The following is a 20,858-nucleotide window of genomic DNA, read 5'->3' as shown; positions in this document are numbered from 1 at the left end:
GAGTTTGGACCGTGTCTCAGTTCCAATGTGGCCGATCACCCTCTCAGGTCGGCTACTGATCGTCGCCTTGGTAAGCCGTTACCTTACCAACTAGCTAATCAGACGCGGGTCCATCCTGTACCGCAAAAGCTTTGATAAGAAAGCCATGCGACTCTCTCATGTTATCTCGTATTAGCATACCTTTCGGTATGTTATCCGTGTGTACAGGGCAGGTTACCCACGCGTTACTCACCCGTCCGCCGCTCTTTACCGAAGTAAATCGCTCGACTTGCATGTGTTAGGCACGCCGCCAGCGTTCATCCTGAGCCAGGATCAAACTCTCAAATAAAAGTTGTTACCTGCTCAGACTATCATTATCTGAATATCTGGCTTGGTTGTATTCGATTCTTTTAAGAATCAGTTATATAAATTAACCTACTGTTTAATTTTCAAAGTTCATTTCTTATTTGCCCTTTTCTTAAGGACAAGTAATAATATACTATAGAATAAACAGTAGGTCAATAATTTTTCAAAAACTTTTTTATAAATTTTTTTCATATTCTTTTCTAAGCTTTTCAACTATCTTTCTTTCTAGCCTAGAAACAGTCATTTGAGAGATTTCTAGTTCTTTTGCAATCATAGATTGAGTTTTATCTAAGAAAAATCTATCTTTAAATATTTTAACTTCTAATTCATTTAAATTTTCCATGAATTTATTTATAAAGTCTCGCTGTTCTATATTTCCAAAACTACTTTCTTCTTGTCCAATTTTGTCTATCAATGTTATATCTTTATCTTCTGAATCATCATTACTTGATGAATCTAATGATATAGGTTGATATCCATAAGATGCTTCCATGGCTTCTAAAACATCTTCTTCTGTACACCCTATATATTTTGCAATCTCTTCTACTCTAGGTTGTTTTTTATATTCTTGTTCTAATATAACTTTGGCTTCACTTATCTTTTTGCTTAACTCTTGAACACGCCTCGGTACTCTAAGTGTCCATACTTTATCTCTAAAGTACTTTTTTATTTCACCTATTATCGTAGGAGTTGCAAAACTTGAAAACTCATACCCTTTTTCTATATCATACCTATCTATAGCGTATATTAATGCTAATGAAGCTACTTGATATATATCTTCAAATTCTACACCTTTATTTGCATATTTTTTAGCTAACAAATTTACTAAATATAGATGTTTTTCAATAAGAATATTTCTAACTTCTTTGTTATCTTTATCCTTGCTATATATCTTGAATAGCTCCTTATTATCTATGTCTAGGTAATTAGTAGCATTAGCTACGTTTTTCATTAAATACCAACTCCTAAATACTTAGTCATTTTTATTATAGTCCCTTTATTTTCTTTAGATTCTATATTAACTTCATCCATTAATGATTGTATTATAAATAATCCTAACCCACTTTCTTTTGGATTATTTAAATCTGGTTGATGTAAAGATTCTACATCGTACCCCTTGCCTTTATCTTCAATTTCTATAGCTAATCCATTTTCTAATATATCAAAAGTTATAAAAAATTTATTATCATTACTATGCTTTATAGCATTTGTACAAGCTTCTGATACAGCAACTTTTATGTCTTCTATATCACCTATCGAAAATCCGATTTTATTAGCTATACCTGATGTGGTTAATCTTATAATTCCAACATACTCAGGGTTTGAGCTTATTTCCATCTTTATTGTTTCAAAAGCCAACGTCTATCCCTCCACTTTAAATATTTTATCTAGTCCTGTTATTGCAAATATTTTTTTTACATTGATTTTTGGATTTAATATATATATTTCCTTTCCGTTTATTTTTAATTTCTTAAGTACTCCTATCATTACACCTAAACCAGTTGAATCTATATAGTCTAAGTTTGTAAGGTTAATTTTCATATCTAAAGATTCTTTATCTGCTAAATTATGTAAATGTTCTTTTAACTTATCTGCTGTAGAAACATCAAGTTCTCCTTCTAGTGATATATCCCAGAAACATTCTTGTTCATTTAGCTTTGAATTTATATTTATTGACATCAATAAACCTCCTTATATGCAATTATCTCTTTATAAATTTAAATATTTTGGCTATACCTGCCACTTTGCCAACTAAATCAGTTATTTCTTCTGTATTTTTAGATATAGCGGCAACATTTTCTATTGTCTCGTGTATATGTCTTTCATTATAGTCAACTATTTTGTATACCTTTCCTACAACTTTAGTTGTCTCATTCAATAATCTTCCTATGTATATTGCTATAATTAATGCCGAAACACCAAATAAAACAGCACCTATTTGCCATCCCATTGCATCCATTAATTATTCTCCCCTTCATCTTCAAAAGTTCTACTTATTACTATTTCATCTTCACATATATCTATACTATCTTCTAATACATTATCATCAATTAGATTATTTATTTTAGTTTTTACACCATCTATTGTTCCTTGTAAAGCTTCTTTTGGGTTTTCCTTAACCTCACCTAGCTTTTCTTTAGCATCTCTTCTTAATTCTGAACCTTTTTTAGGTGCAAAGAATAAACCGGCTATAAATCCAAGAAATGCTCCTAGTAATAAATATTTCCCTTTCTTATTGCTCATAATACATTCTCCTCTCCTATAGTCGATAGCTATGGAAAAAGAATAGGATATATTCCTATTCTTCTTCTATATTTATTTTAGCAATAGAAACTACATTAACTTCATCATTGGTCTTCATTAGTTTAACACCGCTTGTTACTCTTCCAAATAATGATATTTCATTCACTCTTAATCTTATTAACACTCCATCTGAGTTTATTATCATTATTTCGTCTTCTTCTGTAACCATTTCAGCTCCAACAAGCTTTCCTGTCTTAGCAGCTATATTATATGTCTTTATACCTTTACCAGCTCTTATCTGAGTTCTATACTCTTCTATATCTGTTCTTTTTCCAAATCCATTTTCACTAACTACTAATACTTCTGTTCCTTCATCTGTTAAGCTCATAGATACTACTTTATCATCAGCGCCTAAAGTTATACCTTTAACACCCATAGCAGTTCTACCCATTGGTCTTATGTCATTTTCATCAAATCTTATAGACATACCATCTTTAGTTATTAGTAAAACTTCCTTATTAGCATCTGTTAACTTAACTCCTATAAGCTCATCGTCTTCTCTTAATCCTATAGCTATCAGCCCAGATTTATTAATATTTTTGAACTCTTCACGCTTAGTCTTTTTAACTATACCATTTTTAGTAGCTAATAATAAATATTGATTCTCATCATTTTCATTTATTGCTATTAGTGTGGCTATTTTTTCATTTGGAGCTAGTTGAAGTAAGTTTATTATAGCTGTACCTTTAGACTGTCTCTTCCCTTCAGGTATTTCATAAGCATTTAATTTAAATACTCTACCTTTGTTAGTGAAGAATAATAACTTACTATGAGTCGTTGTTGTTACAAGGTGCTTAACAAAGTCTTCTTCTCTTGTAGTAAGAGCTGATATACCTCTTCCACCTCTATTTTGACTCTTATAAGTATCTGCTGGCACTCTCTTTATGTATCCAAAGTGAGTTAGAGTTATAGCTATTTCTTCTTCTTCAATAAGATCTCTAACGTCTATTTCACCCTCAGCATGTCTTATTTCAGTTCTTCTTTCGTCAGCATAATTCTTTTTAATTATTAGCATTTCGTCTTTTATTACGTTAAGAAGTAATCTCTCATTAGCTAATATTTCTTTTAATCTATTTATTTTCTTAATTAACTCTTCATACTCTGCTTCTATTTTATCTCTTTCTAATCCTGTAAGTCTTTGAAGTCTCATGTCTAATATAGCTTGTGATTGAATTTCTGATAATCCAAATCTCTCCATAAGACCTGCTTTAGCTTCTTGAGTAGTTTTAGAGCTTCTTATTAATTTTATTACTGCATCTATGTTATCTAAAGCTATTCTTAACCCTTCTAATATGTGCGCTCTTGCTTCAGCTTTATTTAATTCAAATTTAGTTCTTCTTGTAACTACATCTTTTTGATGTTTTACATAGTAGTATAATATTTGCTTAAGATTTAATACTCTTGGTTGCCCATCAACTAATGCAAGCATTATTATACTTATAGTTTCTTCCATTTGAGAATGCTTATATAAGTTGTTTAATACTATATTTGCATTAACGTCTCTCTTAAGCTCTATAACTATTCTCATACCATTTCTGTTACTTTCATCTCTTAGGTCAGATATTCCTTCAACCTTCTTCTCTTTAACTAAATCAGCTATTTTTTCAACTAACTTAGCTTTATTAACTTGATATGGTATTTCAGTTACTACTATTTGTTGCTTATTCTTAGGTAGTTCTTCTATATAAGCTCTTGCTCTAACTTTTACTTTTCCTCTACCTGTTCTATAGGCATTAGCTATATTTTCTTTTCCCATTATTATTGCTGAAGTAGGAAAATCTGGTCCTTGTACAAACTGCATTAAATCTTCTACAGTGCACTCCTCATTATCTATTAAATGTACTGTTGCATCTATAACCTCTGCTAAGTTATGAGGTGGTATACTTGTTGCCATACCAACTGCTATACCGTTAGATCCATTAACTAATAAGTTTGGGAATCTAGATGGTAATACTGCTGGCTCCTTTAAAGACTCATCAAAGTTAGGGATAAAATCAACAGTCTCTTTTTCTATATCTCTTAATAATTCTAAAGATAGTTTACTCATTCTAGCTTCAGTATAACGCATTGCCGCTGGTGAATCTCCATCGACTGAACCAAAGTTACCATGTCCATCAACTAAAAGTCCTCTTGTAGAGAAATCTTGTGCCATTCTAACCATAGCTAAGTAAACTGCACTATCACCATGTGGGTGATATTTCCCTAGAACGTCCCCAACTATACGGGCAGACTTTCTATAAGGTTTATCTGGTGTTAAGTTCAATTCATTCATAGAGTATAGTATTCTTCTATGAACTGGCTTAAGACCGTCTCTTACATCAGGAAGAGCACGTCCAGCTATAACACTCATCGCATAATCCATATACGATTTTTTCATTTCATCAGCTATTTCTAAAGGAAGTATTCTATTGTTTTCTTCCATTTACACTCATCCCCTTTCTTATATATCTAAATTCTTAACGTATTTAGCATTTGTTTCTATAAATTCTTTTCTTGGGGCTACTTTATCACCCATAAGCATTGAGAATACCTCATCTGCCATAGCCGCATCTTCTATATTTACTTGTAGTAATGTTCTAGTTTCTGGGTTCATTGTTGTATCCCATAATTGCTCTGCATTCATTTCTCCAAGTCCTTTGTATCTTTGTAACTCTACGCCAGTTCTACCAATCGACTCTAATAGGCTAGCAAGCTCTTTGTCTGAGTATACATAGTATTCTTTCTTTTGTTTCTTGACCTTATATAGTGGTGGTTGCGCTGCATATACATATCCATTTTCTATAAGTGGTCTCATGTATCTAAAGAAGAATGTAAGTAATAATGTTCTAATGTGAGCTCCATCGACATCGGCATCGGTCATTATTACTATTTTATGATATCTAGCTTTTTCTAAATCGAAGTCATTTCCTATACCACATCCAAAAGCAGTTATCATATTTTTTATTTCATCTGAAGATAATATTTTATCTAATCTAGATTTTTCAACGTTAAGTATCTTACCTCTTAGTGGTAATATAGCTTGAGTGTGTCTATCCCTACCTTGTTTAGCAGATCCACCGGCAGAATCCCCTTCGACTAAGAATACTTCACTCTTAGCTGGGTCTTTTTCAGCACAGTCTGCTAATTTCCCAGGTAATGCAGTACTTTCTAACACACTTTTTCTTCTAGTTAACTCTCTTGCTCTTTTTGCAGCTTCTCTCGCTCTTTGAGCTCTAAGGGCCTTATCAACTATTATTTTTGCTGTAGTTGGGTTTTCTTCTAAGAAAGCTCCTAATTCTTCAACAGTTATACTATCCACTATACCTCTCATCTCTGTATTACCTAGCTTAGTCTTTGTTTGACCTTCGAATTGAGGCTCAGGAAGCTTAACAGATACTACAGCTGTAAGACCTTCTCTTATATCTTCACCTAATAAATTAGGCTCATTATCTTTTATTACTTTATTTCTTCTTGCGTAATCATTTAATGTTTTAGTAAGGGCCGCTTTAAATCCACTTAAATGAGATCCACCCTCATGAGTATTTATATTATTAGCAAATGAATATATGTTTTCCGTGTAACCATCAGTATATTGCATTGCTAATTCTACCATATAGTCATCTACTTTTTTGTCTATATAAACTATATCTTCATGTATTCCAGTTCTCGATTTATTTAAGTATTTTATATATTCTACTAAACCACCAAGGTAGTGGAATTCTTTTATCTTTTCTTTTCCTTCTCTTTTATCTTCTAAAATTATTTTTATTCCTTTGTTAAGGAATGCTAATTCTCTTAATCTATGCTCTAATGTTTCATACTTGAAGTCTATTTCGTCAAATATAGTAGCATCAGGCATGAAGCTTATACAAGTTCCTGTATGGCTTGATGTTCCTACTGCATTAAGTTCTGATGTAGCTACACCTTTTTCATAAGTTTGTCTATATAACTTTCCATCTCTTGAAATTTCTGCTACTAACCACTCAGATAACGCATTAACAACAGATACCCCAACTCCGTGAAGACCACCAGATACCTTGTATCCTCCTCCACCGAACTTTCCTCCTGCATGAAGTACTGTTAAAACTGTTTCTAGTGTAGACTTACCTGTTTGAGGGTGAACTTCAACTGGTATCCCTCTCCCATTATCTCTTACTAAGATACTTCCATCTTGATTTATAGATACGTATATCTCAGTACAATATCCTTGAAGTGCTTCATCTATACTGTTGTCTACTATCTCGTAAACTAAGTGATGTAACCCTCTTGGACCAGTAGATCCTATATACATACCAGGTCTTTTTCTAACAGGCTCTAATCCTTCTAGAACCTGAATCTGACTTGCACCATATTCTTGCTTCATCTAGTTCCCTCCATTCTCTATGTTTACAACACTTCCATTGTCAATATTAAATATAGTAGTGTTATCTATATTGAATATACTTTTATGTGAAACCTCTGCTGTAGTTATAAACATTTGAACTACATTTAAGTTATTTACTAATAGTTTTTGCCTTGTTTCATCTAATTCACTGAACACATCGTCTAAAATTAATATTGGATATTCTCCAACTTCATTATTTATTAACTCAATTTCTGATAATTTTAAAGAAATTGATGCAGTTCTTTGTTGTCCTTGTGAACCATATAACCTTACATCTAATCCGTTAACAAATATGTTAAGATCATCTCTATGTAATCCATATCTAGTAGTTCTTGTATCTATATCATGCTCACGGCTTGACGAAAGTTTTTCAATAAATTTGTTATATACTGTCTGGGCAGTATCTTCATCATTTATATCAATTTGATTTTTATATGTTATAACTAAATCTTCAATTCCTCCAGTTAGTTTATCATGTAAACTTTTAGATATACCTGCTATTTTCTTTATAAAATCTCTTCTAAGTATGTAAATATAGCTACCGTACTTAGCTAAACTTTCATCATATACATCTAATAAAGATTTATCTATATTCTTACTCTTAAGTAACTGATTCCTTTGGAATAATATTTTATTATAATTTGTAAGATAATTATAATATCTAGGTATAATTTGACTAATCTCTTTATCTATGAAAGATCTTCTTTCTTTAGGTCCTTCTTTAACTAGTCTCAGATCTTCTGGAGAAAATATTACAACATTTATATTTCCAAGCAGTTCGTATATTTTTTGAATAGGTATTTTATTTACTTTTATACCCTTCTTATTCTTACTGATAGCTATTTCAATTAAGCCTTTAGTATTTTCCTTTGAAAAAGCTCCTCCAACATAAAGATTCTCTTTTTCAAATTTTATTATTTCCTTGTCTTTATTGGTTCTAAAGGACTTTCCAAAAGATAGCATATATATAGATTCTACTATATTAGTCTTTCCTTGGCCATTTTTTCCGACAAGAAGATTTACTTTTTTATTAAATTCCAGATGTAAGCTATCGTAATTTCTAAAATTGACTAACTGCAAACTATTTAGTTGCATAAAAGGCTCTCCTTATTACACTACTTTTATTTGATTTCCTTCTACCTCAACTATATCTTGAGGTTTAAGTTTTCTTCCTCTTCTTGTTTCAACTTCTCCATTTACCTTAACTAGACCTTCTAATATTAAAAATTTAGCATGTCCACCTGTTGATGCTAAGTCTGCTAATTTTAAAAGTTGATCTAATTTTATATATTCTGAATCTATATTTATCTCTATCATAGCTCGTCCTCCTATTTATTTTCATTTAGTTTTTCACTAACATGTCAAAAATATATTATATCATAAAATTAGTTATAAAAACCCAACTTTATTAGTTGGGCTTTTTTAATGAATTATATACTAGATGATATTCTTACTGGAAGTAATAGGTATGTGTACTCGATTTCGTCAGCAGGTTTTATTATACAAGGATTAACATTTGTTGTGAATTCTATAAATATCTCTTCACTGTCAATGTTTTTTAATCCTTCTAAGAAGTATCTTGAATTGAATGCGATATCTAAATAATCTCCTTCTAATTCTAGTGAAACTTCTTCATAAACATTTCCTTTATCTGTATTAGAAGTTATTGCCATTGCATTATCTCTTATAGATAATTTGATTAGATTATTTTTTTCAGCTTGAGATAATAATGATGCTCTCTCAATACTATTTAAAAGATCTCTTGTTTTTAATTTAACTCTAGTATTGTGTTCTCTTGGAAGTAATCTTTTATAATCTATAAATTCACCTTCTAAAAGTCTAGTTATTATTTTAGTGTCATTTATTATAAATATTGCATTTTTATCATCAAATCCCATTTTTATATCTTCTTCTGATGATAATAAGCTATTTACATCTATTAATGCCTTTCCTGGAATTATAACTTTAGCATCATTTGAAATATTCTCTAAATTACAGCTTCTAACAGCTAATCTATATCCATCTATAGCTACTAAACTTATATTACCATTTACTATTTCTAAAAGTTCACCCATTAAGATAGGCTTTGTTTGGTCTTGAGATATAGCAAATACTGTTTGCTTTATCATATTTTTTAGTAAATCTTGAGGTATATTATATAAGTCTTCTTTATTTACTTCTGGTAACTTTGGAAATTCTTTAGCTGAATCTCCTTTTATCTTAAATCTTGAGTTTACACAATTTATGTATACATTATTTTCACTATCTGTTTCTATTTCAACAAAAGAATCTGGTAGCTTTCTAATTATATCACCAAAAAGTCTAGCATTTACTACTATTTCTCCTTCTTCTATAACTTCAGCTTGTGTATAAGTTTCTATACCTATTTCTAAATCATAACCAGTTAATTTTAGTTGATCTCCTTTTGCTGATAATAATATTCCCTTTAATAAGTCTAAAGTAGTTTTACTATTAATAGCTTTTTGAGATATTCCGATTTTATTAGCAAGTATTTTTTGATTACAAATTATTTTCAATGTGGATAACCTCCTTGTGGTCTTCATATATAAAAAATAAATAAAAAATTAGTAGTAATAGTAATAGGCTATGTGGATAATGTTAATAAATACTTTAAGCCTAATAAATGCAAAGATATTAACATGTGTATAAAGTGTTAATATCTTTGTTGATTTTAGTAGTATAAATTGTTAATAAATTTTAGACAAAAAAATATAAACATTATATTAACACAAAATCCACATATAATTGTTTATAAGTTACCCTTTCAATTCAGAGATTATTTTTTCTATTTTTATTTTGATTTCTTCATTAGTTTGTATATCTTTAATAATCTTATCGTGGGCATGTATAACAGTTGTATGATCACGTCCTCCAAACTCTTCACCTATTTTAGGAAGTGATAAATCTGTAAGTTCACGTGATAGATACATTGCTATTTGTCTAGGATAAGCAATTGATCTTGTTCTTTTTTTAGAATTAAAATCTTCCATTTTTATATCAAATACAGATGCTACCTTCTCTTTTATTCTATTTACATTTATTTCTTCATTTTTTGAAGTAGTTATTATATCTTTTAAAGCTTCTTCTGCTAATTCAAAAGATATAGTTCTATTAGTTAAAGATGAATAAGCAACCACTCTAGTTAAGGCACCTTCTAATTCTCTTATATTAGACTTTATATTTTTAGCAATATATGTCATAACCTCGTTTGGAACATCAATATTTTCCATTTGAGCTTTTTTTCTAAGTATTGCTATTCTAGTTTCAAAATCAGGAGCTTGTATATCTGTTATAAGTCCCATTTCGAATCTAGATCTAAGTCTATCTTCTAATGTTGGAATTTCTTTAGGTGGTCTATCACTTGAAATAATTATTTGCTTATTAGCCTCATGTAAAGAATTAAAGGTATGGAAAAATTCTTCTTGTGTTCTTTCTTTTCCAGCTATAAATTGAATGTCATCTATTAAAAGAACATCGACATTTCTATATTTATTTCTAAACTCTTCATTTCTGTCATCTTTGATAGAGTTTATAAGTTCATTTGTAAATTTTTCAGAAGATACATAGACTACTTTAGGATCCTTTTTTTGACTCATTATATGATGTCCTATAGCATGCATAAGGTGAGTTTTACCTAATCCAACGCCTCCATATAAGAAAAGAGGATTATAAGCTCTAGCTGGAGATTCAGCAACAGCAACACATGCGGCATGAGCAAATCTATTACTATTACCGATTACGAATGTATCAAATGTATATTTTGGATTTAGGTTAGGATAATTAGCCTTTGAAGCTGAACTTTTAGCTTCTTCTCCAAGACCTTCTATGTCTTTTTCACTTAAAACAAATTTAATATTATATTTTTTTAATGATAGCTGATTTACAGAACTTTCTATTAAATTTAAGTATCTATCTTCTAAAATACCTTTAGTGAAGTCATTAGGGACTAAAAGAATTAAATCGTTATTGTGTATTTTTAAAGGTACTATTTGCTTAAAAAAAGCATTAAAACTAGGTGGAGATAGCTCACCTTTTATTAATTGTAGTGTTTTGTCCCATAAAGAAACTACATCCATAATATAAACCTCCGCGCAAATTAATTAACACTTTCCACAAGTTATTAACAAAAAAACAAAAAAATATATATGATAAATAAATTCATTAGATTTATTTGGATAATTATGTGGATAAAATATTAATAATGTAAAAATGTATTAAAAAATAAAAAGATATAAACAATATGTATATAAAGTTATAAATAGTCTAAAGATATAATAAATGTAGTTTATAACTAAAGTATTATCTAAAAGTATACAAGTTATACACATTTATATCCACAGCTTGTGAATAACCTTAATAAGTTAATAAATCTTATAAACATTATCAACAAGTATATTAATAATATCAGAATAAGTGCCAAACTTCAAGGCATTCTGCTTAATTTATCCACAATATTAACTACCTGTTGATAAATTAATACACAGCTACAATTTACGCAATTTTCCTACATAATAATAAATCAACTTTTAAATGAATGTGGATAAATCAGACGACAAATTTGAGGTAATAAATAGTCACCAAAACATATAAAATAAAACAAACAATTTTGTTATTTCATGTATCTAAAAACAAGTTGACAAGCAATATAAAAGCATTTATAATTGTATGTGTTATGTTTACTTTGAGGGTAAGGTTATTATTCTTATAAACGGAAAATAAACGGAAATAAAATTTGAAAGGCGGTGTATGTAATGAAAAGAACTTATCAGCCAAAGAAAAGACAAAGAAAAAAAGAACACGGATTCAGAAAAAGAATGAAAACTTCTAACGGAAGAAACGTGTTAAAGAGAAGAAGAGCTAAAGGAAGAAAGAGATTAACTCATTAATCATTGAGAGAGGCCGCTGTAAAGGTGGCCTTTTTGTGTAGAAACTATATTTACAAGCTGTGTTTACGGAGGGTTTAATATGGACTTCAAGAAAACAAAGGGCTTAAAAAAAGACTCTGATTTTAGAAAAGTGTATAAACACGGCAAATCTTTTGCAACTAAGTATCTGGTAATGTATGTACTAGATAACAAATCAGATGATACTAAATTAGGTATATCAGTATCTAAAAAAGTAGGTAAAGCAATTGTTAGAAATAAGATAAGAAGAAGAATAAGAGAATCATATAGATTAAATGTAGATGAAAACGTTAAAAGTGGGTATGATATAGTTTTTATAGCAAGGATAGCAAGTAATCAGGCTGAATATAAAGATATTGAAAAGTCTGTAAAATATTTGGTAAGAAAAGCAAACATAAGATTAAGTGAATAACAAAAGTCTAAATATGGAGGCATTTTAAAATTTGAAAAAAATAATTACTATACTGAAGGAAATAAATATATACTTAGCGAAATTATGTATTTATCTAGTGAGATTTTATCAAAAATTTATATCTCCATTAAAAGGACCTACATGTAGATTTTATCCAACATGTTCACAATATTCTATAGAAGCTTTTAAAAAATACGGGCTATTAAAAGGAATATATTTAACAGTAAAAAGAGTATCGAAATGCCATCCTTTTCATCCAGGAGGTTACGATCCTTTAAAATAAAACAGAATATACTCTAGGAGGTATAACAGTTGAGTATTATAAGTAATTTATTAGGTGTTGTGTTAAAGACAATTTTTGACTTTATTGGAAATTATGGTCTTTCAATAATTGTATTTACAATTTTTGTAAAAGTTTTATTATTACCGCTTACAATAAAGCAAACTAAGTCTACAAAGGCTATGCAAGATATACAGCCTAAAATAAAAGAGATACAAGAAACGTATAAAAATAAGCCAGAAAAGCAACAACAAGAGTTAATGAAGGTATATCAAGAAGCTAAGATAAATCCATTAGCAGGATGTTTACCACTATTAATACAAATGCCTATATTAATAGGATTATTTACAGTATTAAGAGATCCTGTTACTTATGGTGTTTTCCAAGATAAAGCAACGCTTGCTACTGCATCAGAAGGGTTTCTTTGGATAAAAAACCTAACTCAACCAGATATTATATTAGCTGTATTATCAGGGGCAACTACATTCTTAATGCAAATGATAATGATGCCAAAGGATCAGCAACAAGGTTCAATGAAGATAATGACTTACTTCATGTCGGGGATGATGTTATTCTGGGGATTCACGTTCCCTGCAGGTCTTACATTATATTGGACAGTAGGTAACTTATTCTCAATTGCACAACATTATTTAGTAATGAATCCTTTAAAAGCTAAGTTAGCTAATTCTAAGGAGGAAGTAATAGATGAAGGAAAGCATAGAAATAAGAAGTAAGAGTAAGGAAGATGCTATAAGCCAAGCAATTGAAGAGCTAAAAGTATCTGAAAAAGATTTACAAATAGAAACAGTACAAGAACCTACAAAAGGTTTCTTAGGTTTTATAGGTGCTAAGGAAGGTCTATACAGATTCAAAGTTATTAAAACTGAGTCAGATATAGCTAAAGAGTTTGTTGAAAATATACTTAAGAACTCTAATGTAGAGGCTAAAGTTAATGTTACTCAAGATAATAATTTAATTAAAGTAGACATAGAAGGAAAAGAAGCTGCATGTTTAATAGGAAGAAGAGGGGAAACATTAGATTCAATTCAATTCCTTACAGGATTAGCGCTTAATAAAATAAATAAAGACTCGCATATGAGAGTGCTTGTAGATATAGAAAACTATAGATCAAAGAGAGAAGAATCTTTAATAAGATATGCTAACAAAGCAGCTAGAGAAGTAGCTAGAACTAAAAAAATAAAGAAATTAGACTATATGAATCCATATGAGAGAAGAATAATTCACTCAGCTCTTCAAAACGATAAGTATGTAACTACGTATAGCGAGGGAACAGATCCATATAGAAGATTAGTAATAGAGTATAAAAGATAAAATTTAACCTCCTATGTAATAGGGGGTTTTATTTTCGTTATTTATTTTATATAATGTTAAGATTAAGGAAAGAATTAAAGATAACGAAATTAAAGATAAATTAACTAAATAATAAGAGGTGATTAATTTGTTTATAGATGATACTATAGCAGCAATTGCAACAGCACCAGGTGAAGGTGGTATAGGTATAGTAAGAATTAGTGGTCAAAAAGCACTGAAAGTAGCAGATGAAATATTTAGATCTATGTCAGGAAAAACAATAAGTGAATATAAAACTAGAACTTTAATATACGGAAATATAGTAGACGGTGAAGATGTTATAGATGAAGTTTTATTAGCTTATATGAAAGGGCCAAACTCATATACTGCAGAGGATGTTATAGAAATAAACTGCCACGGAGGATTTATTTCAGTAAAGAAAATATTAGAGCTTATATTATCTAAAGATGTAAGAATAGCTGAACCTGGAGAATTTACAAAAAGAGCATTTTTAAATGGAAGAATAGATTTATCTCAAGCAGAAGCAATAATAGATGTAATAAAAGCTAAAACTGATATGGCTCATCAAGTAGCTCAAAATCAGCTAGAAGGTTCTTTATCAAGTAAGATAAAAGAATTAAGAGGAAAAGTAACAGAAGTATTAGCACACTTAGAAGTTGCTATAGATTTTTCAGAGGAAGATATAGAAGAAATAACATATCAAACTCTTAAAGAAAAAGCTGAAGAAATAAGAATAGAAATTAAAAAATTATATGATACGGCTGAAAGTGGTAAAATACTTAGAGACGGACTTAAGACAGTAATAGTTGGTAAACCAAATGTTGGGAAATCTTCATTACTTAACTCTATATTAGGTGAAAATAGAGCTATAGTTACAGATATACCAGGAACAACTAGAGACGTTATAGAAGAATTCGTAAATATAAAAGGTATACCTTTAAAAATAGTAGATACAGCAGGTATAAGAGAAACAGAAGATGTTGTAGAAAAAATAGGTGTAGAAAAATCAAGAGAATCATTTAATAGTGCAGACTTAGTTATAATGGTATTAGATTCATCGAGAAATCTTTCTGATGAAGATATAGAAATACTAGAAAACCTAGAAAATAAGAAGACTATAGTTATATTAAATAAAACAGATTTAGAACCTAAAATAGAAGAAGATGTACTAGCTAAGTATGTAAAAGAAGAAAATATAATAAGAACATCAGCATTAAAACATGAAGGAATTGAAGAATTATATGATAAAATAGAATCTATGGTTTATAAAGGCAGTGTTAAGAATTCATCTAGCTTAGTAATAACTAATTCTAGACACAAAGATGCATTATTAAAATCATATGAATCTATAAATGATGCTATAAATGCAATAGATACATTCCTTCCATATGATTTTATAGAGGTTGATTTCAAGAATATATGGGATTATCTAGGTTATATAAATGGAGACACAGTAAAAGAAGACCTATTAGATACTATATTTAGTAACTTCTGTATCGGAAAATAAAGTGTATAATATAAAATGTAGATAAGCAATTATAAAAAAGTTTTTCGTGAAACATAAATATAAACGTAGAAAGGATACTGACATGATAGATTTCAAAGCAGGAAAATATGATGTAATAGTAGTTGGAGCAGGTCATGCCGGATGTGAAGCTGCTTTAGCAACTGCCAGAATGGGACATAAAACACTAGTAGTAACTATGTCGTTAGACTCTATTGCACTAATGCCATGTAACCCATCAGTTGGAGGAACAGGTAAAGGTCAATTAGTAAAAGAAATAGATGCTTTAGGTGGTGAAATGGGTGTAAATGCAGATAAAACACTTATACAAAGTAGAATGTTAAATACTGCAAAAGGACCAGCTGTTCACTCTCTAAGAGGACAAGCGGATAAATTTAGATATCATACAGAAATGAAAGCTACTTTAGAAAATGAACCTAATATAGATATAGTAATGGATGAAGTAGTAGATATATTACATGAAGGTCAAACTGTTACTGGAGTAGTTACTAAACTTGGATGTCAATATGAAGCTAAAGCTGTAATATTAGCAACAGGAGTTTACTTAAATTCTAAGATATTCATAGGAGAATTAACTATTAATGAAGGACCTAATGCATTAGGTTATTCAAAGCATTTAACAGATAATCTAGTGGATTTAGGATTAAATATGAGAAGATTCAAAACAGGAACTCCTGCTAGAATTCATAGAGATAGTATAGATTTCACTAAGATGGAAATCCAAGAGGGTGACAAAAGAATAACTCCATTCTCTTTCTTAAGTGATGAAATAAATATAGATCAAGAGCCTTGTTATTTAACAAGAACAAACACAAAAACTCATGAAATAATAACAAGTAACTTAAGTAGAACAGCAATGTATAGTGGACAGGCGAAAAGTACAGGAGCAAGATACTGCCCATCTATAGAAGATAAAGTTGTTAGATTTAGTGATAAGGAATCTCATCAAATATTTATAGAGCCAGAAGGTAGAGAAACAAAAGAGATGTATATCCAAGGGATATCAACTAGTTTACCTTATGAAGTACAATTACAAATGTATAAAAGTATTCAAGGACTTGAAAATGCTAAGATAATGAGACCTGCTTATGCAATAGAATATGATTGTATAGATCCTACTCAATTAAAAATAACACTTGAAATAAAGGGTGTTGAAAACTTATTTAGTGCGGGACAATTTAACGGTACTTCAGGATATGAAGAGGCAGCAGCACAAGGTCTTATAGCTGGTATAAATGCAGCATGTAAAATACAAGGAAGAGAGCCATTTGTACTTGATAGATCAGAAGCTTATATAGGTGTTTTAATAGATGATTTAGTTACTAAAGGAACAAACGAACCTTATAGAATGATGACATCTAGATCAGAGTATAGATTATACTTAAGACAAGATAATGCAGACATGAGACTTACTCAAAAAGGATATGACTTAGGGTTAGTTACAGAAAGCAGATACAATAGATTCTTAGATAAGAAAGCTGAGATAGAAAAAGAATTAGAGAGATTAAAAACAGAAAGAGTTACTCCTAAAGAAGTAAATCACCTTTTAGCAGAAATGGGAGCATCTGAAATAAAAGTAGGATTATCTTTATATGAATTTTTAAAGCGTCCAGAGGTTAACTATGACTTAATTGAAGCTATAGGAAAAGGTGCTGGAGAAGATGTTCATTATGAAGTGAAAGAACAATGTGTAATAATGACAAAATATGAAGGATATATAGACAAGCAATTAAAGCAAATAGAGCAATTTAAAAAGCTTGAAAATAAAAAGTTACCAGAAACTATAGACTATTCAACTATAGATGGTTTAAGAATAGAAGCAAGACAAAAACTTAATGATATAAAGCCAGTTTCAATAGGTCAAGCATCTCGTATATCAGGGGTTTCACCAGCTGATATATCAGTACTTCTTATATACTTAGAGCAAATGAGAAGAACTAGAGGGGGAAAAGATGAATAATACGGAAATGCTAAGACAAGGTCTAAAGGATTTTGGAATAGAACCAAGCGATAAAATGCTAAATGATTTCAAGGTTTATAGAGAGATACTAGTCGACTGGAATCAAAAGATGAACCTTACTGGAATAGAAGAGGAAAAAGAAGTGTATATAAAGCACTTCTTGGACTCTGTTTCAGCTGTAGTTAATGGATACATAAAAGATGGAATGTCTATAATAGATGTTGGTACAGGTGCAGGTTTTCCAGGATTACCATTAAAGATATGCTTAGAAAATGCTAATGTAACTCTTTTAGATTCATTAAACAAAAGAATAAACTTCTTAAAAGAAGTTAGTAATACCTTAGGTTTAACTAATATGGAGTTTATACACGGTAGAGCAGAAGATTTCGGTAAGTCAGAACAATATAGAGAACAATATGATATAGCAACAGCAAGAGCTGTGGCTGGATTACCTATACTTATGGAATTTTGTGTACCATTTGTTAAAGTTGGAGGATATTTTGTGTGTTTAAAAGGACCTAATGCAAACTTAGAGCTAGAAGAGTCAAAAGCTGCTATGGATGTTTTAGGATTAGAATTTATTGAAAAAATAGATGTAGAGCTTCCAGAAACTGATTTAGACCATAATATATTAGTTTTCAAAAAAGTAAGAAATACTCCAGAAAAATACCCTAGAAAAGCGGGTAAACCTGCAAAAAGTCCTATAAAATAGAGATAGGTATATTAAAAATATATTAAAAATAAAACAAAATAGAAGGATTATATAATTACATGCAGAAATAGTATACTCATATGTATCTAATGCAGTATTAATTTGTAAGTAAATAATGAAATTCAAATATATTTATATCTAATAAGAGAGGGATGTTATGGAAGAAAAAAGAGTTGTGGAGATACCTATAGAAAATATAGTTCCAAATCCATATCAACCAAGAAAAGTATTTTCACAGTCAGCATTAGAGGAGTTAAGCAACTCTATAAGAGTTTATGGAATACTTCAACCAATAACAGTTAGAGTTAAAGATGAAAAGTATGAATTAATTGCTGGAGAAAGAAGATTTAGAGCGGCTAAATTGGCAAATTTAACAGTAATACCGGCTATTATAAATAACATGTCTGACGAATATTCTGCTGTATTAGCACTGCTAGAAAATTTACAAAGAGAAGATTTAAATTTTATAGAAGAGGCTATGGGGTATGAAAATTTAATAAAAGAACATGATTTTACACAGCAGCAACTAGCAGAAAAGTTAGGAAAGAATCAATCTACTATAGCTAACAAACTTAGAATACTAAGATTGCCAAGTGATATAAAAATAAAATTAGTAGAAAATAACCTAACAGAAAGACATGCAAGAGCATTGCTTAAGTTACCAAATGAAGAGTTAATGAAGGATGTCTTAGATAAAATAATAAAGAATGAGCTAACTGTAAAGAAAACAGAAAAGTTGATAAAGGATATATTAGAAGATTTACAAGAAACTGAAGAGCCAGAGAAAAAGCAAAATGTAAAGAGTTCAATGGCTATAAGAATATACTTAAATACTATGAAGCAAGCCTTCGATGCTATAATAGGAACAGGAATTGAGGCTAAATATAACGAAGTAGATAAGGGCGATTATATGGAGGTTGTTGTAAAAATTCCTAAAAAGTAAGGTTACTGCTTGGCAGTAGCCTTTTTTTATCAAAATTGGAATTAAAAATTTTATACTATAAATTTTAGAAAAGTGAATTTTAGAAGAAACAAGGGGGGAAATCTTGTGGGAAAAGTTATAGCAGTTTTTAACCAAAAGGGTGGAGTAGGAAAAACTACAACTAATGTAAATTTAAGTGCAAGTATAGGAAAGATGGGTAAAAAAGTACTAGTACTAGATTTAGATCCACAAGGAAATACAACTAGTGGATATGGAATAGAGAAACAAGAGGTAGAAAACACTATATATGAAGTAATGTTAGATAGTGTAGATATAAGAGAGGCAATTTTACCTACAGAGTTTGACAATGTAGACACTATTGCTTCAGCAACTGAGTTATCAGGAGCAGAAATAGAGCTTACTAATATGGATAAAAGAGAATATGTATTAAAAAATGCTATAGAATGTGTAAGAAAAGATTATGATTATATATTTATAGATTGTCCTCCTTCATTAGGAATGTTAACTATAAACTGTCTTACAGCAGTAGATAGTGTATTAATACCAATACAGTGTGAATATTATGCACTAGAAGGTGTAAGTCAGCTTATGGAAACTATAAAGCTAGTTAAGTCTAGACTTAATCCACATATAGAAATACAAGGAGTAGTCCTTAGTATGTTTGATGGAAGAGCTAATTTATCAATACAGGTAGTTGAAGAGGTAAAAAGGTATTTCAAGGGAAGTGTATATACTACATTAATTCCTAGAAATGTTAGATTGGCAGAAGCACCTAGTCATGGAAAGCCAGTTATATATTATGATGCAAGATGCAGGGGAGCAGAGGCATACATGGACTTAGCAGAAGAGTTCATAGATTTAGAGGAGGATATAATATAATATGGAAAAAAAATCGTCTAAAAGAACAAATAGATTAGGAAGAGGTCTTAGTGCCTTAATTCCAGAAATTAAAGAAGGAATAGATAGCAAAGATATAATAAGTATAGAATTAAAGAATATATATCCTAATGAAACTCAGCCAAGAAAAGTGTTTGATGAAGAGAAAATACAAGTATTATCAGAATCTATAAAAAACTATGGAGTATTACAACCAATAGTAGTAAAGCCAGATAAAAATGGCAAATATATGATAATAGCAGGAGAAAGAAGATACAGAGCATCTAAGATGGCAAAATTAAAAGAAGTTCCTGTTGTTATTAAAGATATACCAATGAAAGATATAATGGAGATAGCTTTGATAGAGAACTTACAAAGAGAAGATTTAAACTCTATTGAAGAAGCTTTAGCCTATAAAGGATTAATAGATCACTATAAAGTTACTCAAGAAGAAATATCAGAAGCAGTAGGAAAGAGTAGACCACATATAACAAATACTTTAAGGTTATTAAATCTTGGTGAAGCAGTAATGAAGATGATAGAAAGTGGTCAAATGACAGCTGGTCATGGTAAGGCATTACTTAGAATATCAGATAAAGAATTACAAGAAGAACTAGCAAAGAGAGTTATAGAAGAAGAGCTTTCAGTTAGAGCAACTGAAAATTTAGTTAAAACTATTGCAGAAAATAATACAAAAGAAGTACCAAAGAAAATAAAAGAGAAGGATATATTTATAGTTGATGTAGAAGAAAAACTTATGAATATATTTGGAACAAAAGTAAATATATCAAAAGGGAAGAAAAAGGGAAAAATAGAGATAGAATATTATAATGATGAAGAATTAAATAATATTTTATCAATGATGCTTGAAGATAATTAAT

22 protein-coding genes and 1 rRNA gene are annotated in these 20,858 nt (G+C 29.9%); 11 read left to right on the top strand and 12 right to left on the bottom strand.

The genetic code is table 11. From position 1 onward, the window contains the following. The 12 genes from ABHC41_RS10425 to dnaA form a co-directional block, all read right to left on the bottom strand. Nucleotides 1-328: ribosomal RNA gene (locus ABHC41_RS10425) — 16S ribosomal RNA — on the bottom strand; the annotation flags it as partial. A 192-nt stretch (nt 329-520) separates the two neighbouring features. Continuing rightward, nucleotides 521-1,297, bottom strand: a complete 777-nt coding sequence (locus tag ABHC41_RS10420; protein ID WP_166506173.1) for a SigB/SigF/SigG family RNA polymerase sigma factor — start codon at nt 1,295-1,297, stop codon at nt 521-523. Beyond that, complete coding sequence (locus ABHC41_RS10415) at nt 1,297-1,683, bottom strand: ATP-binding protein (protein ID WP_166506309.1); 387 nt, start codon at nt 1,681-1,683, stop codon at nt 1,297-1,299. The genes ABHC41_RS10420 and ABHC41_RS10415 overlap by 1 nt, the downstream gene beginning before the upstream one ends. Before the next feature lie 24 nt (nt 1,684-1,707). Further along, a complete protein-coding gene (locus ABHC41_RS10410; protein WP_166506172.1) occupies nt 1,708-2,025 on the bottom strand; it encodes an STAS domain-containing protein in 318 nt (105 codons plus the stop codon). Nucleotides 2,026-2,047: 22 nt separating this feature from the next. Further along, entirely contained in the window at nt 2,048-2,305 is a 258-nt protein-coding gene (locus ABHC41_RS10405; RefSeq protein ID WP_092921718.1) for a hypothetical protein, read from the bottom strand. Then, the gene (locus ABHC41_RS10400; RefSeq protein WP_092921716.1) at nt 2,305-2,589 is read right to left on the bottom strand and encodes a YtxH domain-containing protein; all 285 of its coding nucleotides are present in this window, start codon (nt 2,587-2,589) and stop codon (nt 2,305-2,307) included. The genes ABHC41_RS10405 and ABHC41_RS10400 overlap by 1 nt, the downstream gene beginning before the upstream one ends. Nucleotides 2,590-2,644: 55 nt before the next feature. Beyond that, nucleotides 2,645-5,071 carry a DNA gyrase subunit A gene (gyrA, locus tag ABHC41_RS10395; protein WP_092921714.1) on the bottom strand — a complete coding sequence of 809 codons (2,427 nt, stop codon included), beginning with the start codon at nt 5,069-5,071 and terminating at the stop codon, nt 2,645-2,647. Nucleotides 5,072-5,089: 18 nt separating this feature from the next. Further along, nucleotides 5,090-6,991: a DNA topoisomerase (ATP-hydrolyzing) subunit B gene (gyrB, locus tag ABHC41_RS10390; protein ID WP_092921712.1), complete on the bottom strand. Its 1,902-nt coding sequence runs from the start codon at nt 6,989-6,991 to the stop codon at nt 5,090-5,092. Next, nucleotides 6,992-8,107, bottom strand: coding sequence for a DNA replication/repair protein RecF (gene recF / locus ABHC41_RS10385; RefSeq protein WP_092921710.1), 1,116 nt, complete (start codon nt 8,105-8,107; stop codon nt 6,992-6,994). 15 nt (nt 8,108-8,122) lie between these two features. After that, nucleotides 8,123-8,329, bottom strand: coding sequence for a S4 domain-containing protein YaaA (gene yaaA, locus ABHC41_RS10380; RefSeq protein WP_092921708.1), 207 nt, complete (start codon nt 8,327-8,329; stop codon nt 8,123-8,125). Nucleotides 8,330-8,442: 113 nt separating this feature from the next. Beyond that, on the bottom strand, nt 8,443-9,549 hold the full coding sequence (dnaN, locus tag ABHC41_RS10375; RefSeq protein WP_092921706.1) for a DNA polymerase III subunit beta: 1,107 nt from the start codon (nt 9,547-9,549) through the stop codon (nt 8,443-8,445). 240 nt (nt 9,550-9,789) lie between these two features. After that, entirely contained in the window at nt 9,790-11,109 is a 1,320-nt protein-coding gene (dnaA, locus tag ABHC41_RS10370; RefSeq protein ID WP_092921704.1) for a chromosomal replication initiator protein DnaA, read from the bottom strand. Nucleotides 11,110-11,784: 675 nt separating this feature from the next. Here dnaA and rpmH point away from each other — a divergent pair. From rpmH to ABHC41_RS10315, 11 genes are all read left to right on the top strand, one after another. Then, nucleotides 11,785-11,919 carry a 50S ribosomal protein L34 gene (rpmH, locus tag ABHC41_RS10365; RefSeq protein ID WP_092921702.1) on the top strand — a complete coding sequence of 45 codons (135 nt, stop codon included), beginning with the start codon at nt 11,785-11,787 and terminating at the stop codon, nt 11,917-11,919. Nucleotides 11,920-11,998: 79 nt separating this feature from the next. Further along, a complete protein-coding gene (gene rnpA / locus ABHC41_RS10360; RefSeq protein ID WP_092921700.1) occupies nt 11,999-12,349 on the top strand; it encodes a ribonuclease P protein component in 351 nt (116 codons plus the stop codon). A 31-nt stretch (nt 12,350-12,380) separates the two neighbouring features. After that, nucleotides 12,381-12,632, top strand: a complete 252-nt coding sequence (gene yidD, locus ABHC41_RS10355; RefSeq protein ID WP_092921698.1) for a membrane protein insertion efficiency factor YidD — start codon at nt 12,381-12,383, stop codon at nt 12,630-12,632. A 29-nt stretch (nt 12,633-12,661) separates the two neighbouring features. After that, nucleotides 12,662-13,363, top strand: a complete 702-nt coding sequence (locus ABHC41_RS10350) for a YidC/Oxa1 family membrane protein insertase (protein ID WP_092921696.1) — start codon at nt 12,662-12,664, stop codon at nt 13,361-13,363. Further along, the gene (jag, locus tag ABHC41_RS10345) at nt 13,335-13,961 is read left to right on the top strand and encodes an RNA-binding cell elongation regulator Jag/EloR (protein WP_092921694.1); all 627 of its coding nucleotides are present in this window, start codon (nt 13,335-13,337) and stop codon (nt 13,959-13,961) included. Before ABHC41_RS10350 ends, jag begins: the two co-directional genes overlap by 29 nt. A gap of 127 nt (nt 13,962-14,088) precedes the next feature. Next, nucleotides 14,089-15,468, top strand: coding sequence for a tRNA uridine-5-carboxymethylaminomethyl(34) synthesis GTPase MnmE (mnmE, locus tag ABHC41_RS10340; protein WP_092921693.1), 1,380 nt, complete (start codon nt 14,089-14,091; stop codon nt 15,466-15,468). Between the two features lie 82 nt (nt 15,469-15,550). Next, complete coding sequence (mnmG, locus tag ABHC41_RS10335) at nt 15,551-17,446, top strand: tRNA uridine-5-carboxymethylaminomethyl(34) synthesis enzyme MnmG (protein WP_092921691.1); 1,896 nt, start codon at nt 15,551-15,553, stop codon at nt 17,444-17,446. Next, nucleotides 17,439-18,158 carry a 16S rRNA (guanine(527)-N(7))-methyltransferase RsmG gene (rsmG, locus tag ABHC41_RS10330; protein ID WP_092921689.1) on the top strand — a complete coding sequence of 240 codons (720 nt, stop codon included), beginning with the start codon at nt 17,439-17,441 and terminating at the stop codon, nt 18,156-18,158. The genes mnmG and rsmG overlap by 8 nt, the downstream gene beginning before the upstream one ends. A gap of 157 nt (nt 18,159-18,315) precedes the next feature. Then, nucleotides 18,316-19,101: a nucleoid occlusion protein gene (gene noc, locus ABHC41_RS10325; protein WP_092921687.1), complete on the top strand. Its 786-nt coding sequence runs from the start codon at nt 18,316-18,318 to the stop codon at nt 19,099-19,101. Between the two features lie 105 nt (nt 19,102-19,206). Beyond that, nucleotides 19,207-19,980, top strand: a complete 774-nt coding sequence (locus ABHC41_RS10320) for an AAA family ATPase (protein WP_195238425.1) — start codon at nt 19,207-19,209, stop codon at nt 19,978-19,980. Between the two features lies 1 nt (nt 19,981). Further along, nucleotides 19,982-20,857 (top strand): ParB/RepB/Spo0J family partition protein, encoded by an 876-nt coding sequence (locus tag ABHC41_RS10315; RefSeq protein WP_195238424.1) that lies wholly within the window; start codon nt 19,982-19,984, stop codon nt 20,855-20,857. The last annotated feature ends 1 nt before the right edge of the window (nt 20,858 follow it).

It is taken from the genome of Romboutsia sp. 1001216sp1 (genome assembly GCF_039841805.1).
GTDB lineage: Bacteria > Bacillota > Clostridia > Peptostreptococcales > Peptostreptococcaceae > Romboutsia_C > Romboutsia_C hominis.
This window is presented reverse-complemented; position numbering and strand designations above follow the sequence as displayed.

What these genes read in the sequence shown, in the direction of transcription:
- ABHC41_RS10400 (WP_092921716.1), bottom strand. Translation starts at nt 2,589, where the DNA reads ATGAGCAATAAGAAAGGGAAATATTTATTACTAGGAGCATTTCTTGGA.
- ABHC41_RS10420 (WP_166506173.1), bottom strand. Translation starts at nt 1,297, where the DNA reads ATGAAAAACGTAGCTAATGCTACTAATTACCTAGACATAGATAATAAG.
- gyrA (WP_092921714.1), bottom strand. Translation starts at nt 5,071, where the DNA reads ATGGAAGAAAACAATAGAATACTTCCTTTAGAAATAGCTGATGAAATG.
- ABHC41_RS10410 (WP_166506172.1), bottom strand. Translation starts at nt 2,025, where the DNA reads ATGTCAATAAATATAAATTCAAAGCTAAATGAACAAGAATGTTTCTGG.
- mnmG (WP_092921691.1), top strand. Translation starts at nt 15,551, where the DNA reads ATGATAGATTTCAAAGCAGGAAAATATGATGTAATAGTAGTTGGAGCA.
- yaaA (WP_092921708.1), bottom strand. Translation starts at nt 8,329, where the DNA reads ATGATAGAGATAAATATAGATTCAGAATATATAAAATTAGATCAACTT.
- gyrB (WP_092921712.1), bottom strand. Translation starts at nt 6,991, where the DNA reads ATGAAGCAAGAATATGGTGCAAGTCAGATTCAGGTTCTAGAAGGATTA.
- ABHC41_RS10405 (WP_092921718.1), bottom strand. Translation starts at nt 2,305, where the DNA reads ATGGATGCAATGGGATGGCAAATAGGTGCTGTTTTATTTGGTGTTTCG.
- rsmG (WP_092921689.1), top strand. Translation starts at nt 17,439, where the DNA reads ATGAATAATACGGAAATGCTAAGACAAGGTCTAAAGGATTTTGGAATA.
- ABHC41_RS10415 (WP_166506309.1), bottom strand. Translation starts at nt 1,683, where the DNA reads ATGGAAATAAGCTCAAACCCTGAGTATGTTGGAATTATAAGATTAACC.
- rnpA (WP_092921700.1), top strand. Translation starts at nt 11,999, where the DNA reads ATGGACTTCAAGAAAACAAAGGGCTTAAAAAAAGACTCTGATTTTAGA.
- ABHC41_RS10315 (WP_195238424.1), top strand. Translation starts at nt 19,982, where the DNA reads ATGGAAAAAAAATCGTCTAAAAGAACAAATAGATTAGGAAGAGGTCTT.
- rpmH (WP_092921702.1), top strand. Translation starts at nt 11,785, where the DNA reads ATGAAAAGAACTTATCAGCCAAAGAAAAGACAAAGAAAAAAAGAACAC.
- jag (WP_092921694.1), top strand. Translation starts at nt 13,335, where the DNA reads ATGAAGGAAAGCATAGAAATAAGAAGTAAGAGTAAGGAAGATGCTATA.
- dnaA (WP_092921704.1), bottom strand. Translation starts at nt 11,109, where the DNA reads ATGGATGTAGTTTCTTTATGGGACAAAACACTACAATTAATAAAAGGT.
- noc (WP_092921687.1), top strand. Translation starts at nt 18,316, where the DNA reads ATGGAAGAAAAAAGAGTTGTGGAGATACCTATAGAAAATATAGTTCCA.
- recF (WP_092921710.1), bottom strand. Translation starts at nt 8,107, where the DNA reads ATGCAACTAAATAGTTTGCAGTTAGTCAATTTTAGAAATTACGATAGC.